The following is a 14,232-nucleotide window of genomic DNA, read 5'->3' as shown; positions in this document are numbered from 1 at the left end:
CGGCCTACGCCCGCTGACCCGGTCGGCGGCTCAGGCGGCCGGCGTGCGCAGCCGGTGCAGGCGCAGCGCGAGCTGCACCTCCAGCGCCCGCTCCGGCTTCTGCCAGTCGGCGCCGAGCAGCTGCCCGACCCGCTCCAGCCGCTGGGTCACGGTGTTCACGTGCACGTGCAACTGCTCGGCGGCCCGGGCCAGGCTGCCGCCCACCCCGAAGTACGCCTCCAGCGTCTTCACCAGCGCGGTGCCCCGCCGCGCGTCGTAGTCGACCACCGGCCCCACCGTGGCGGTGAGGAACCCGCTGACGTCCCGGTCGCCGGCGTCACCGACCGCGCCCAGCAGCAACCCGACGAAGCCCAGCTCCGCGGTGCTCGCCCCCTGCCCGGCCCGGCCCAGCGCGCCCAGCGCGGTCAGGCACCGCTCCGCCTCGGCGAACGTGACCGCCAGCGACGCCGGGCCGGTCGACGGCCCGCTCGCCCCGGCGGTCACCGGCCGGCCGGTCACCCGGGACAGGTCCCGGGCCACCGCCCGGGCCGCCCCGCCGGCGTCCTGCCCGGGCAGCATCAGCACCACCCGCCCGTCGCGCGCCGCCGCCAGCCCGCCCCGGGTCGAGGCGTACGTGGTGGCCCAGGACAGGACCCGCTGCCGGGCCGAACCGGTCTCGGCGAACGCGTCGTCGCCGACCGCCACCAGCACGTGCGGGGCGTCCAGGTCCACGCCGATCCGGCGGGCCCGGCTGCGCAACGCGTCGGTGTCCCGCAGCGGCCTGGCGATCAGGTCGTCCAGCAGCTCACCCCGGACCCGCCCCTCCGCCTCGGCCACCGTGCGGCGGAACAGCAGCAGCAACGCGGTCACCAGCGCCGCCCGCTCCAGGATCCGCTGGTCGGCGTCGACCAGCTCGTCGTCGGGGCGCAGCACCAGCGCGCCCAGGTTCTCCGCGCCGGCCACCACGGCCGCGTACCAGAGCGGACCGCGCCGCACGCTGCGCCCCTCGGTGCGCGACGCGGCGACCGCCTCCACGATGTCCGCCCGGTCCGGCTCCTCGATCTCGCCCACCCGGGCCAGCCGGCGGCCCTCGGCGTCCAGCGCCAGCAGCGCCCCGCCGAGCACCTCGGTCACCGCCGCCGCCACGTCCTCCATCCCGCCGCCGCGCACCACCAGCGCGGTCATCCGGTCGTGCGCGGCGGCGGCCCGCTCCACCGAGCTGCTGTGCGCCCGGATCGTGCCGTTCGCCGCCGACAGCTCCTCCAGCGCGGCGCGGGTCTCGGCCAGCAGCCGGGCGGTGTCGATCGCCACCGCCGCGTGCGCGCCCAGCGAGACCAGCAGCGACACCTCCTCCCGGGCGAACGGGCGGGCCGAGCGGTTGGCCGCGTAGAGCACGCCGATCACGCTGGAGCCGAGCCGCAGCGGCACGCCGAGGATGGCCACCAGGCCCTCCTCGCCCACCCCACCGTCGATCTCCCCGGTGTGCCGGAACCGCTCGTCCTCCTGGTAGTTCGAGGTGACGTACGGGGTGCCGGTCTGCGCCACCAGCCCGCCCAGGCCGTCGCCCATCTCCAGCCGCAGCCGCTGGAACCGGGCCGAGATCGAACCGTCGGTGACCCGCATGTAGGTGTCGCCGCGCTCGTCGTCGTTGAGCGTCATGTACGCCACGTCGGTGCCGAGCAGGATCCGCGCCCGGTGCACGATCGCCCGCAGCACGTCGTCCAGGTCGCGCAGCCCGGCCAGGTCGCTGGCGGTGTCGTAGAGACCCGACAGCTCGGTCTCCCGGCGTCGCCGGCGCTCCAGCAGCGCCCGGACCCGCAGCGCCACCACCTTCGCCTGCTCCAGCTCGGCCAGCCGGTCGGCGGGCAGGCCGGCGGCGCGCGCGGCGACCAGCGGGCCCTCGAACTCGACCGCGGCGGCCTCGCGCGCCAGCAGCTCCAGGAACTCCACCGGCGACGACATGACCGACATTGTGCGCGGCGCCACTAGTTCGCCGTCCAGCCCCCGTCGAGGGCGATCGAGGCGCCGGTGAGGAACGCGGCCGGCGGGGCGCACAGGTACGCCACCAGCTCGGCCACCTCCTCCGGCTCGATCAGCCGCTTGATCGCCGCCCGGGCCAGCATGATCTTCTCGATCACCTCGTCCTCGCCGATGCCGTGGCTGGCCGCCTGGTCGGCGATCTGGCTCTCCACCAGCGCGGTCCGCACGTACGCCGGGTTGATGCAGTTGGCCGTCACCCCGTGCGCGGCGCCCTCCAGCGCCACCACCTTGGACAACCCTTCGAGGGCGTGCTTCGCCGAGACGTACGCCGCCTTGAACGGCGAGGCGCGCAGCCCGTGCACCGAGGAGATGTTGACGATCCGGCCCCAGCCGTTGGCGTACATCCGGGGCAGCGCCCGGCGGATGAGCAGGAACGGCGCCTCCACCATCACCCGCTGGATGTACTCGAAGCGCTCGACCGGGAACTCCTGCACCGGCGCGACGTGCTGCAACCCGGCGTTGTTCACCACGATGTCGGCGTCCACGTCGAGCCGGTCCACCGCCTCCGGATCGGCCAGGTCGATCCCCTCGGCCCGGCCGCCGGCCTCGGCGGCCACGGCCTTGGCCGCCTCCACGTTGCGGTCCAGCACCACGACCGAGGCGCCGGCCGCCGCCAGGCGCAGGGCGCAGGCCCGTCCGATGCCGCTGCCACCACCGGTCACCAGGGCGTTGCGACCGGAGAGGTCGACGTGTACGACGTGGGGGACCGCCACGGGTTCTGCCGTCATGGCGCAGAAGTTACGAGGCGTGTGGCCCCGGGCACATGGGGCGGCGACACATACTCGACCGCTTCAGTGTGTGGTGCGTCCCGCGCCGATCGTCCCCGGCGTGTCCGCCCGTCCGGCCGCCGTGGCGCATCGGTAGGGTGTGTCGAACACACGTACTGCTGGCGGCTCGGGGAGGAGGCGGCGTGCGCGTGCTGGGCGTCGACCCGGGGCTGACCCGGTGCGGGGTCGGCGTGGTCGAGGGCGTGCCGGGCCGCCCCTGCACCCTGGTCGCCTACTACGTCGTCTACACCGATCCCGCCGACGAGCTGGCGCTGCGCCTGCTGCACCTGGACCGCTCGCTGACCGACCTGGTCGCCGAGCACCGGCCGGACGCGGTCGCGGTCGAGCGCGTGTTCAGCCAGCACAACGTGCGTACCGTGATGGGCACCGCCCAGGCCAGCGGCGTGGCGGTGTTGGCCGGCGCGCGCGCCGGGCTGCCGGTGACGACCTACACGCCGAGCGAGGTGAAGGCGGCGGTGACCGGCTCCGGCCAGGCGGACAAGAAGCAGATGACCACCATGGTCACCCGGCTGCTGCGCCTGGCGGAGCCGCCGAAGCCGGCCGACGCCGCCGACGCGCTGGCGTTGGCCATCTGCCACGTCTGGCGCGGCGGCACCCGGTCCAAGCTGGCCGCGGCGGCCGACCAGGCTCGACGAGGAGGGGCGCGACGATGATCGCGAGTGTGCGCGGCACGGTGACCGCGACCGGTCCGGACCACGCCGTGGTGGAGGTGGGCGGCATCGGCCTCGCCGTGCAGTGCGCCCCCGGCACCATCGCCGACCTGCGGGTCGGCCAGCCGGCCCGGCTAGCCACCAGCCTGGTGGTCCGGGAGGACTCGCTCACCCTCTACGGCTTCGCCGACGACGACGCCAAGCAGCTCTTCGAGCTGCTGCAGACCGCCAGCGGGGTCGGTCCCCGGCTGGCCCAGGCGGTGCTCGCCGTGCACACCCCGGACGCCGTCCGCAAGGCCATCGCCAACGCCGACACCGCCACGCTGACCCGGGTGCCGGGCATCGGCAAGAAGGGCGCCGAGCGCCTCGTGCTGGAGCTGCGGGATCGGGTCGGCCCGGTGGCGATCGGCCCGGACGGCGCGGGCGGGGTGACCGGGGGCGGCTGGCCGGAGCAGGTGCGTCAGGCCCTGGTCGGGCTCGGCTGGTCGGCCGCCCAGGCGGAGCAGGCGGTGGTCGCGGTCGCCGAGACCGTCGACGGGGAGACCCCGCCGGTGCCGGTCCTGCTCAAGCAGGCGATCCGCCTCCTGGGCCGCACCCGATGACGAGCGAGAACCTGGTCTCGGCGTACGTCAGCGACGCCGAGCTGGACGCGGAGGCCAGCGTCCGGCCGAAACGGCTCGCCGAGTTCATCGCCCAGGACCGGGTCCGCGACCAGCTCGACCTGCTGTTGCAGGGCGCGATGCGGCGCGGCTCTCCGCCGGACCACATCCTCCTCTCGGGCCCGCCCGGCCTCGGGAAGACCTCCCTGGCCAACATCGTGGCCGCGGAGCTGGGCACCGGGATCCGGGTGACCAGCGGGCCGGCGATCGAGCGCTCCGGCGACCTGGCCGCGATCCTGACCAGCCTGGCCGAGGGCGACGTGCTCTTCATCGACGAGATCCACCGGATCGCCAAGCCGGCCGAGGAGCTGCTCTACAGCGCGATGGAGGACTTCCGGGTCGACGTGGTGGTGGGCAAGGGCCCGGGCGCGACCGCCATCCCGCTCGACGTGGAGCCGTTCACGCTGGTCGGTGCCACCACCCGGTCCGGCCTGCTGACCGGGCCGATGCGCGACCGGTTCGGTTTCGTCGCGCACCTCGACTTCTATTCCCCGGCCGACCTGGAGACGCTGCTGCACCGCTCCGCCCGGATCCTCGGCGTGCCGATCACGCCGGAGGGCGCGGCGGAGGTCGCCGGCCGTTCCCGGGGCACGCCCCGGATCGCCAACCGGCTGCTGCGCCGGGTCCGCGACTACGCCGAGGTGCGCGCCGACGGGGTGGTCAACCTGGAGACCGCCCGGGCCGCGCTCACCGTCTACGACGTGGACGCGCTGGGCCTGGACCGGCTCGACCGGGCGGTGCTCAAGGCGCTCGTCGACTCGTTCCGGGGCGGCCCGGTCGGGGTCTCCACCCTCGCGGTGGCGGTGGGGGAGCAGCCGGACACGGTCGAGGAGGTCTGCGAGCCGTTCCTGGTCCGGGCCGGGCTGCTCGCGCGTACGCCCCGGGGGCGGGTGGCCACCGAGGCCGCCTGGCACCATCTGGGCCGCAACCCACCGAATGGTACATTTGGTGCGGATGCCCCGCAGGGGCCCGATCTGTTCTCGACGCAGACCGATCGGCCGTGATCCGTTCGTGATCTGTGCCGCATTCGGTCTTCCCAGGAGCAGCGACTAGACTTCGCCGCGGTCTGTACAGGACGTGAGAATCCGCTTCCGCTGCGGCGCCCCCCGGGGCCGGCGGAGGCCAACCGGAAGGTCGACACCGTGCTTTACGCAGCAGCGAGTGGCGGGGGAGCCGGCGGTCTGACGCCGATCCTCATGATCGCTCTGCTCTTCGTCGTCATGTACTTCATGATGATCCGTCCGCAGCAGAAGCGCCGTCGCGAGGCGGAGCAGATGCAGTCCGCCCTCGCCCCCGGCGACGAGGTGGTCACCATCGGCGGCCTGCACGGCACGGTCACCGTGGTCGAGGACGACACGGTCCTGCTCGAGGTGGCGCCGGGTGTGCAGACCCGGTACGCGCGCCCCGCCGTGGCCCGGGTGGTCAAGCGGGCCGAGGCGCCCGAGGCCGAGACCATCAGCGAGGAAGCCGAGTCGGTCAAGGAGTGACCACCTGCCCCGGACGGGGCAGCGGAAACACCCCCACAAGTGGATAGTTGGGTCGGCGTCCGCCGCCGGCACGCGGCCAGGCCCGCGCGACGCCCCCGCGTCGTGCTCGGGCCGGCGTGCCGGTGACCGGCGCCGGCCAGCCGGAACAGTCGGGCGGACACCCCCGGCCCGACAGTTGTCGCCGCCGTGGAAGCGGCGCGACCGTACAGGGAGACAGGACAGCCGTGGCACCACCTCAGGGACAGATGCGCCCCGGACGGCAGCTCGCCGTGCTCGGGTTCATCTTCGTCGTCCTCTATCTTTTGGTGTTCTTCTCGGGCGGCGCCAGCGGTGGCTGGAAGGACCGGCTGGAGCCCCGGCTCGGTCTGGACCTCATCGGCGGCACCCGGCTGACGCTCGAGGCCACCAACACGGTGGACGGCAAGCCGCCGACCGCCGACAACCTCGAAGAGGCGCGCCAGATCATCGAGAGCCGGGTCAACGCCTACGGCGTGGCCGAGGCGGAGGTGGTCACCGAGGGCAACCGCAACATCGTCATCTCCCTGCCCGGCCAGAACCGCGACCTGACCGACGTCGGCAGCGCGGCCGAGCTGCGCTTCCGCAAGGTGCTCAAGGCGACCGACGGCAGCGGCGCGGCCGCCGCGCCGGCGCCGAGCCCCAGCGCCTCCGCCGCGCCGCCGGGCAGCGTCAAGCCGTCGGGCAGCGCGTCGCCGAAGCCGTCCGGGAGCGCGTCGCCGAAGCCGAGCGCCAAGGTCACCGCGTCGCCGAGCGCCGGCGGGCAGGGCGGCATGGCCCCCGCGCCGGGTGCCAGCGCCACGCCGACCCCGTCGGCCTCGCCGAGCGCCGCCGCGCCCAGTCCGAGCGCCAGCGCCGAGCCGGTGCCGCAGAGCATCGAGCAGCAGCGCCAGGCCGTGCAGCAGAAGGTGGGCGCCGCCGCCTGGGCCGCCGCCTCGGGCCTGCAGGCCCCGGCCGACCTCGCCGCCGACCCGTCGCTGGCCGACAAGCTCAAGCCGTTCGGCACGCTCTCCCCGCAGGAGATCGCGGTGCTGCCGGTGGAGATGCAGTTCAACGTCCCCACCATCACCTGCGCCCAGCTCGACAAGCGGCCGGCCGCGTCGATCAAGGACCCGAAGCAGAAGGCGGTGGCCTGCGAGGCCGGCGCGAAGAACCTGCTCGACGTGGCCAAGGTCGAGGGCACCGACGTCAAGAACGCCTCCGCCCAGCTCGACCAGACCAGCTCCTGGGTGGTCAGCCTCAACTTCACCGGCAAGGGCCAGGAGAAGTGGACCGCGCTGACCCGTGAGTCGTTCAACAACGAGGGTCAGGCCTGCGACCAGACCGCGCTCGGCCAGGACGGCAAGTGCCGGGTGGCCGTGGTGCTGGACAACGAGATCGTCTCCTCGCCGGAGATCCAGGGCGTGCTGACCGGTGACTCGCAGATCACCGGCAGCTTCGACAACAGGTCGGCGAACGCGCTCGCGAGCCAGCTCCGCTACGGCGCGCTGCCGGTGACGTTCGTGCCGCAGGAGCAGCAGAACGTCACCGCGACGCTGGGCGACAGCCACCTCAAGGCGGGCCTGCTCGCGGCCGGCATCGGCATGCTGCTGGTCATCATCTACTCGTTCTTCTACTACCGGCTGCTCGGCTCGGTCATCTTCCTCAGCCTGGTGCTCTCCGCGCTGCTGGTCTTCGGCGCGCTGGTGGTGCTCGGCCGGTCGATCGGCTTCACGCTGACGCTCGCCGGCATCGCCGGCATGATCGTCTCGCTCGGTGTGGCGGCGGACTCGTTCGTCATCTACTTCGAACGGCTCAAGGACGAGATCCGCGAGGGTCGCAGCCCGCGCAGCGCGGTGCCGCGGGCCTGGATCCGGGCCCGCCGGACGATCATCTCGGCGAACGCCATCACGCTGATGTCGGCCGTGGTGCTCTACATCGTGTCGGTCGGCGCGGTGAAGGGCTTCGCCTTCGCGCTCGGCCTGGCGACCGTGCTGGACCTGGTCGTCGTGTTCCTCTTCCGCCACCCGATCATGACGATGTTCGCCCGCACCCGGGCGTTCCTGTCCCCGCGGGTCAGCGGTCTGGGCCGGGCGTTGCCGGCCCGGTCGGCCGAGTCGGGCACCGCCCGCAACCCGCGTGTCAAGGAGGCCTGAGATGGCTAAGAGTGGTCTGGCCGCCCGGCTCTACCGTGGCGAGGCCGATCTCAACATCGTCGGCAAGCGCAAGCTGTGGTTCGGCGTCGCCGGCGCGCTGGTGTTGATCGCGGTGCTGAGCTTCGCGCTCAACGGCTTCAAGCTCGGCATCGAGTTCGCCGGCGGCAACTCGTTCCAGGTGCCGGCCAGCGTCGGCACGCTGGATCGGGCGGAGACGGTCGTCGACGACGCGCTCGCCGCCGAGGCTCCCGGTGTCGAGGTGGTCAGCGCGCAGAAGGTCGGCGGCACCAGCGGCGAGTACTACGAGATGCGCACCGGGCAGCTCACCGCGGAGCAGGCCAACGCGGCCAAGACCGCGATGGCGCAGGAGTTCGGCATCCAGGCCGACCAGATCAGCGGCAGCCAGGTCTCCGAGGCGTGGGGCAGCCAGGTCACCTCCCGGGCCTTCCTCGGTCTGCTGATCTTCCTCGCGGTGGTGTCGATCTACCTGGTGCTGCGCTTCGAGTGGCGGATGGCGGTCGCCGCGATCGCCTCGCTGCTCACCAACCTGGTCCTCACCTCCGGCATCTACTCCCTCGTCGGCTTCGAGGTCACGCCGTCGACGATCATCGGCTTCCTCACCATCCTGGGCTTCGCGCTCTACGACGTGGTGGTGGTCTTCGACAAGGTGCAGGAGAACACGCGCGGCATCACCGCGAACAACAACCTGACCTACGGCGAGGCGTCCAACCTGGCCCTCAACCAGAGCCTCATGCGTTCGTTGAACACCTCCGTGGTGGCGCTGCTCCCGGTCGGTGGCCTGCTCTTCATCGGCGCCGGGCTGCTCGGCGCGGGCACCCTGAAGGACCTCGGCCTGGTGCTCTTCGTCGGCATGGCGGTCGCGTTCCTGACCTCGATCCTGCTGGCCACCCCGCTGCTGGTGCTGCTGAAGAACCAGGACCCGCGGATCAGCGCGCACAACAAGCGGGTGCTCTCCCGCCGGGCGGCCGTCGCCCGCGGCGAGGTCACCCCGAAGGGCGCCCCGCGCCCCGCGCCGACCGGCGACCAGCCGGTCGAGGCGGACGCGGCGCTCGCCGGCGTCGCCCCGAAGGTCGGCGCCCGGCCGAGCGGCAAGCGTTCCAGCGGCGCCCGGGGCGGTCGCCCCGGTGGCGGCGGGGGCAACCGGCCGGGCGGCGCGAAGCGCCGCTGACCACCGGCCCGGACGGAACCGACTCCGACGGCGTCCGTCATGCTGTTGCCACGGCATGACGGACGCCGTCGTCGTTTCGAGAGGACATGGACGCACCGTGACGGAGACCCACACCACCGGCGTACGGGGAGACAGCGGCCCGGAGGCCGCCCAGCTGGTCGCCAGCCGGATCCTGGACGTGCCGGACTTCCCCAAGCCGGGGGTCCTGTTCAAGGACCTGATGCCGCTCTTCGCCGACGGCGTCGCGTTCCGCGAGGTGATCGACGGGATCATCGCGTTCCACGGGCCGGAGTCCTTCGACGTGGTCGCCGGCATCGAGGCGCGCGGGTTCGTGCTCGCGGCGGCGGTGGCCTACGCCACCGGCGTCGGGGTGGTGCCGGTGCGCAAGGCCGGCAAGCTGCCCCGGGCCACCCACTCGGCCTCCTACGCCCTGGAGTACGGCGAGGCGACGCTGGAGGTGCACCAGGACGCGTTCACCGCCGGCCACCGGGTGCTGGTGCTCGACGACGTGCTCGCCACCGGTGGCACGGCCGAGGCCACGCTCGACCTGGTGGAGCGCGCCGGCGGCACGGTCTCCGGGTTCACCGTCCTGCTGGAGCTGGGCTTCCTCAAGGGGCGCGAGCGCCTCGCGCCGCGCCCGGTCCATGCCCTGTTGACCGTTTGACCCCGCCCGTCGGTCCGGCCCGCCGGCACCGACCGTCCGGCGGAGCGGTGGCGTACCCTCCGGGCGGGTAGCATTGCCCTTTGCCTGACCCGGCGGGCGACCGTCCGCCGGGGCGCAGCCCCGGTGACCGGCGCGGAACAACACCGGCCCCCGGGTCGGTTGGACCAGACGTCGGCCGGACGGCCGGCGCATCCCGGCGAACGGTGAGGAGGCCGGTGTCCCACGATGTCGTCCCTCCGGTGGAGGGCACGGTGCACCCGACAGGCGACGCGGACGGCTCGGTGACCGAGCACAGCGGCAACCCGCCGGCCCGGGCGACCGGCGCCACCGACGGCACGCCGGACGCGACGGCCGACGGCGGCGCGGTCGTGGTGCCGTTCCCGACCGACGGTGACCCCACGTCCAGCGGCGGCTTCGCCCTCTCCAACGCGCCCACCGGCCGCCGGGTGCGCGCCCGGCTGGCCCGGTTCAACGCTCCCTGGCAGACCTCGCAGGTCAGCGAGGTGCTGGAGCCGCTGATCGCGTCCCACCGTGACGCCCATCCCAAGGCCGACGCCCGGCTGCTCCAGCGCGCCTTCGACACGGCCGCGCGCTGGCACTCGGGGCAATATCGCAAGTCCGGCGACCCCTACATCACCCACCCGCTCGCGGTGGCGACCATCCTCGGCAACCTCGGCATGGACACCACCACGCTCGTGGCGGCGCTGCTGCACGACACGATCGAGGACACCGAATACACCCTCGACGCGATGCGCGCCGACTTCGGCGGTGAGGTGGCGCTGCTGGTCGACGGCGTGACCAAGCTCGACAAGGTCAAGCTGGGCGACGCCGCCAAGGCGGAGACCATCCGCAAGATGGTCGTGGCGATGGCCAAGGACCCTCGGGTCCTGGTGATCAAGCTGGCCGACCGGCTGCACAACATGCGGACGCTGACCTTCCTGCCCCGTCCCAAGCAGGAGCAGAAGGCCAAGGAGACGCTGGAGATCCTCGCCCCGCTGGCGCACCGCCTCGGTATGAACACGATCAAGTGGGAGCTGGAGGACCTGGCCTTCGGCACGCTGTTCCCGAAGCGGTTCGAAGAGATCAACCGGCTGATCGGGGAGCACCAGCCGCAGCGCGAGGCGCTGCTGCGCCAGGTGACCCAGAAGGTGCAGACGGACCTGAAGGCCGCCAAGATCAAGGCGGAGACCACCGGGCGGCCGAAGCACCTCTACTCGATCTACCAGAAGATGATCGTGCGGGGTCGCGACTTCAACGACATCTACGACCTGGTCGGGGTGCGGATCCTGGTCGACACGGTGCGCGACTGCTACGCGGCGTTGGGCGTCATCCACGCCAACTGGCAGCCGGTGCCGGGCCGGTTCAAGGACTACATCGCCATGCCCAAGTTCAACATGTACCAGTCGTTGCACACGACGGTCATCGGGCCCACCGGCAAGCCGGTGGAGATGCAGATCCGCACCTACGCGATGCACCGCACCGCCGAGTTCGGCATCGCCGCCCACTGGAAGTACAAGGAGCACAAGGGCACCCAGGTGGTGGGCCCGCCGGCGCACATCGACGAGATGACCTGGCTGCGGCAGCTGCTGGACTGGCAGCGCGAGGCGGCCGACCCGAGCGAGTTCCTGGACGCGCTGCGCTTCGACCTGTCCAGCCAGGAGGTGTACGTCTTCACCCCCAAGGGCGACGTCATCCCGCTGCCGACCGGGTCGACGCCGGTCGACTTCGCGTACGCGGTGCACACCGAGGTCGGGCACAAGTGCATCGGGGCGCGGGTCAACGGCAAGCTGGTGCCGCTGGAGTCGACGCTGTCCAACGGCGACGTGATCGAGATCTTCACGTCGAAGTCCGACACGGCCGGCCCCACGCAGGACTGGCTGGGCTTCGTCAAGAGCCCGCGCGCCCGCACCAAGATCCGACAATATTTCAACAAGGAGCGGCGCGAGGAGGCGATCGAGGCCGGCAAGGACGCGATCGTCAAGGCGATGCGCAAGCAGGGCATGCCGTTGCAGCGGATGCTCACCTCGGACGCGCTGATGGCGATCGCCCGGGACCTGCACCTCGCGGACGTGGCCTCGCTCTACGCGGCGGTCGGCGACAGTCAGGTCTCCGCGCAGTCGGTGGTGCAGAAGCTGATGGCCTCCTACGGCGGCGAGGAGGGCGCGGCGGAGGACATCGCCGAGACCGCCGTCGCCACCCGGCCGCCGCGCAGCCGGCAGAGCAGCGCCGATCCGGGCGTGGTGGTCCGGGGCGTCAGCGACGTCTGGATCAAGCTGGCCCGCTGCTGCACGCCGGTGCCGCCGGACTCGGTCTTCGGCTTCGTGACCCGCTCCGGCGGGGTCAGCGTGCACCGCGACGACTGCGCCAACGCCGAGGACCTGCGGGCACAGCCCGAGCGGGTGGTCGAGGTGAGCTGGAAGCTGACGTCGGCGTCCACGTTCCTGGTCGCCATCCAGGTGGAGGCGCTGGACCGGCACAAGCTGCTCGCCGACGTCACTCGGGTGCTCTCCGAGGAGCGGGTGAACATCCTCTCCGCGACCGTGACCACCACCCGTGACCGGGTGGCGGTCAGCCGGTTCAGCTTCGAGATGGCCGACCCGAAGCACCTCGGGCACCTGCTGGCCGCGGTGCGCAAGGTCGACGGCGTCTTCGACGCGTACCGGGTCACCTCGGGGGCCTGAGCGCACGAGAAACGCCCGCCGGTTGATCCGGCGGGCGTTTCTCAGTGAATCGGGTCAGCCCTGGATGTCGCTCATCGTCACCTTGGTCATGACGATCTCCTTCTTCGGGTGACCGCCGCCGGCCTGCTTCGCGAAGGCGCCGTCGTCACCGGCCGCGGCGACCTGCTTCACCACGTCCATGCCGCCGGTGATGGTGCCCAGCACGGTGTAGTTCGGGTCGAGCTGGGAGTCGCCGTACACGATGAAGAACTGGCTGCCGGTGCTGCCGGGCTGGCCGGAGTTGGCCATCGCGATGACGCCCTCCGGGTACGGCGGGCGCTTGTTGGTCGGCAGGTTCTCCTCGGCCAGGTTGTAGCTCGGCCCACCGGTGCCGTCGGTGTCCCGCCAGCCCTTGCCGGTGGCGCTCGGGTCGCCGCACTGCAGCACCTTGATGCCCTCGGTGACCAGTCGGTGGCACTTGGTGTTGTCGAAGAAGCCCTTGCTGGCCAGGTGGGTGAAGCTGCCGGCGGTGCAGGGCACCGCGGCCCGGTCGAGCTTGGCGGTGATCGGGCCCAGGTTGGTGTCGATCGTCATCGTCTGGCTGCCCTTGTTCGCCTGCTGCGTGGGCGGCAGCCCGACGTCCTTAATCTGCGCCGGGCGGCCCTCCTTGGGCACCTCGGTGTAGGCGCACTGGGCGTTGCCGGCGGCGGAGCCGGCCTGCTTCTGGTCGTCGTCGTCGCCGAGCGACGTGGCGAGCCAGACGGTGCCGGCCACGACGAGCACCAGCACGGCCGCGGCGCCGACGATCGCCTGCGTCTGCCGGCGCTTGCGGGCCTTGCCGGACCGCTCGGCCATCTCCCGCTCGAGCCGGGCCCGCGCCGCCGCTCGCTGGCGGTCTCTCGTGGACGTCACGCTCACTCCTCACCTGCTGTGTATCGGGGGGCGGCGCCGCGCGCCGCCGAGTCAACGGTGGATCAACCGGCGCTGGGGCTGCTCGCCGGCGCGCTCGTCGCGGCCGCGGCGGCCTTCGGTTCGCCGACGGTCAGGCTCTGGATCACCACGTCCGTCTTCGGCTTGACCTTGACGCCGCCGCCGTTGTCCACGGTCGGCAGGGCGCCGATCTTCTCCACCACGTCCAGCCCGCCGGTGACCTTGCCGACGACGCTGTAGGCCGGCTTGGCCGGGTTGAAGTCCTTGAAGAAGATCAGGAACTGGCTGCCGTTGCTGCCGGGCGGGTTGCCGATCATGGCGACCGTGCCCTTCGGGTACGCCGGCGGCTGCCCCGGGGCCGGCGAGGCCGACGGGCTGGGCTCGGGCGCGGTGGGGACGTTCTCGTCGTAGAACGAGTACGTCGGACCGCCCACGCCGGTGCCGCTCGGGTCGCCGCAGCGCAGCGCGCCCTCGGTGGTGATCTCGTGGCACTTGGTCTTGTCGTAGAACGACCGGCTCGCCAGGTGGGCCAGGCTCGCGCCGCCGCAGGGGGCGGCGCTCAGGTCCAGGTCGACGGTGATCGGCCCGCCCTGGTTGGTGGTGACCGTCATCGGTCGGGTGCCCGAGGTGGGCAGGTCCTTGGTGGCCGGGGTGCCGACGTCCTTGAGGTTGGCGTTCGCGGCGCCGTCCTGCGGCGTCCACAGGCAGGTGTCCTCGGCGGCCTGCTTCTTCGGCTCCGAGTCGAACGCGCCGAGCGCCCAGGCCGAGCCGGCCACGATCAGCGCCAGCACCACCGCGGCGCCCACCCCGGCCTGGATCTGCCGGCGACGCTTCGTGGCCGCGGCCCGCCGGGCGAGCTGCCGGTCGAGCTTGGCGCGCGCCAGTTTGCGCTGCCGGTCCCTGCTGGAAGCCACAGGTGCTCCTCTTCCTCTGCCTGATCGTCGCCGGCGTCCGGGCGCTGCCCGCCGCCGGAGTCGGGGTGCGCCACGCCACACGCCCGCCAGAGTGTACGGGTACGGACTGTGAATGTGGTGTA

General features: G+C 72.6%; 12 protein-coding genes. 8 read left to right on the top strand and 4 right to left on the bottom strand.

All coding sequences use genetic code 11. The annotated features are described in order from the left end of the window. Positions 1-30 precede the first annotated feature (30 nt). Together O7598_RS18540 and O7598_RS18535 are read right to left on the bottom strand one after the other, a co-directional pair. Entirely contained in the window at positions 31-1,950 is a 1,920-nt protein-coding gene (locus O7598_RS18540; protein ID WP_091067270.1) for a helix-turn-helix domain-containing protein, read from the bottom strand. A 14-nt stretch (positions 1,951-1,964) separates the two neighbouring features. Then, positions 1,965-2,747: a 3-hydroxybutyrate dehydrogenase gene (locus O7598_RS18535; protein WP_269692578.1), complete on the bottom strand. Its 783-nt coding sequence runs from the start codon at positions 2,745-2,747 to the stop codon at positions 1,965-1,967. 182 nt (positions 2,748-2,929) lie between these two features. Here O7598_RS18535 and ruvC point away from each other — a divergent pair, with 182 nt between their 5' ends. From ruvC to O7598_RS18495, 8 genes are all read left to right on the top strand, one after another. Further along, the gene (gene ruvC / locus O7598_RS18530; RefSeq protein ID WP_269692577.1) at positions 2,930-3,460 is read left to right on the top strand and encodes a crossover junction endodeoxyribonuclease RuvC; all 531 of its coding nucleotides are present in this window, start codon (positions 2,930-2,932) and stop codon (positions 3,458-3,460) included. Further along, positions 3,457-4,059: a Holliday junction branch migration protein RuvA gene (gene ruvA, locus O7598_RS18525; RefSeq protein ID WP_269692576.1), complete on the top strand. Its 603-nt coding sequence runs from the start codon at positions 3,457-3,459 to the stop codon at positions 4,057-4,059. Before ruvC ends, ruvA begins: the two co-directional genes overlap by 4 nt. Beyond that, on the top strand, positions 4,056-5,120 hold the full coding sequence (gene ruvB / locus O7598_RS18520; RefSeq protein ID WP_269692575.1) for a Holliday junction branch migration DNA helicase RuvB: 1,065 nt from the start codon (positions 4,056-4,058) through the stop codon (positions 5,118-5,120). Before ruvA ends, ruvB begins: the two co-directional genes overlap by 4 nt. A gap of 138 nt (positions 5,121-5,258) precedes the next feature. Then, on the top strand, positions 5,259-5,603 hold the full coding sequence (yajC, locus tag O7598_RS18515) for a preprotein translocase subunit YajC (RefSeq protein ID WP_091067253.1): 345 nt from the start codon (positions 5,259-5,261) through the stop codon (positions 5,601-5,603). Between the two features lie 224 nt (positions 5,604-5,827). Further along, positions 5,828-7,753 carry a protein translocase subunit SecD gene (gene secD / locus O7598_RS18510; protein WP_269692574.1) on the top strand — a complete coding sequence of 642 codons (1,926 nt, stop codon included), beginning with the start codon at positions 5,828-5,830 and terminating at the stop codon, positions 7,751-7,753. A gap of 1 nt (position 7,754) precedes the next feature. Then, positions 7,755-8,942, top strand: a complete 1,188-nt coding sequence (gene secF / locus O7598_RS18505) for a protein translocase subunit SecF (RefSeq protein WP_269692573.1) — start codon at positions 7,755-7,757, stop codon at positions 8,940-8,942. A gap of 97 nt (positions 8,943-9,039) precedes the next feature. Beyond that, positions 9,040-9,606 (top strand): adenine phosphoribosyltransferase, encoded by a 567-nt coding sequence (locus O7598_RS18500; protein WP_091067242.1) that lies wholly within the window; start codon positions 9,040-9,042, stop codon positions 9,604-9,606. Positions 9,607-9,845: 239 nt separating this feature from the next. After that, positions 9,846-12,287 carry a RelA/SpoT family protein gene (locus O7598_RS18495; RefSeq protein ID WP_175441430.1) on the top strand — a complete coding sequence of 814 codons (2,442 nt, stop codon included), beginning with the start codon at positions 9,846-9,848 and terminating at the stop codon, positions 12,285-12,287. 54 nt (positions 12,288-12,341) lie between these two features. On the opposite strand, the gene O7598_RS18490 is transcribed toward O7598_RS18495, so the two are convergent. Both O7598_RS18490 and O7598_RS18485 read right to left on the bottom strand, forming a co-directional pair. Next, positions 12,342-13,178, bottom strand: a complete 837-nt coding sequence (locus O7598_RS18490) for a peptidylprolyl isomerase (protein WP_269692572.1) — start codon at positions 13,176-13,178, stop codon at positions 12,342-12,344. A 62-nt stretch (positions 13,179-13,240) separates the two neighbouring features. After that, entirely contained in the window at positions 13,241-14,110 is an 870-nt protein-coding gene (locus O7598_RS18485) for a peptidylprolyl isomerase (RefSeq protein WP_269692571.1), read from the bottom strand. Positions 14,111-14,232: the final 122 nt, after the last annotated feature.

It is taken from the genome of Micromonospora sp. WMMC241 (assembly GCF_027460165.1).
Lineage (GTDB): Bacteria > Actinomycetota > Actinomycetes > Mycobacteriales > Micromonosporaceae > Micromonospora > Micromonospora humi.
Note: the sequence above shows the minus strand (reverse complement) of the source record. Positions and strands in the feature narration are given on the sequence as shown.

What these genes read in the sequence shown, in the direction of transcription:
- O7598_RS18540 (WP_091067270.1), bottom strand. Translation starts at nt 1,950, where the DNA reads ATGTCGGTCATGTCGTCGCCGGTGGAGTTCCTGGAGCTGCTGGCGCGC.
- O7598_RS18535 (WP_269692578.1), bottom strand. Translation starts at nt 2,747, where the DNA reads ATGACGGCAGAACCCGTGGCGGTCCCCCACGTCGTACACGTCGACCTC.
- ruvA (WP_269692576.1), top strand. Translation starts at nt 3,457, where the DNA reads ATGATCGCGAGTGTGCGCGGCACGGTGACCGCGACCGGTCCGGACCAC.
- ruvB (WP_269692575.1), top strand. Translation starts at nt 4,056, where the DNA reads ATGACGAGCGAGAACCTGGTCTCGGCGTACGTCAGCGACGCCGAGCTG.
- secF (WP_269692573.1), top strand. Translation starts at nt 7,755, where the DNA reads ATGGCTAAGAGTGGTCTGGCCGCCCGGCTCTACCGTGGCGAGGCCGAT.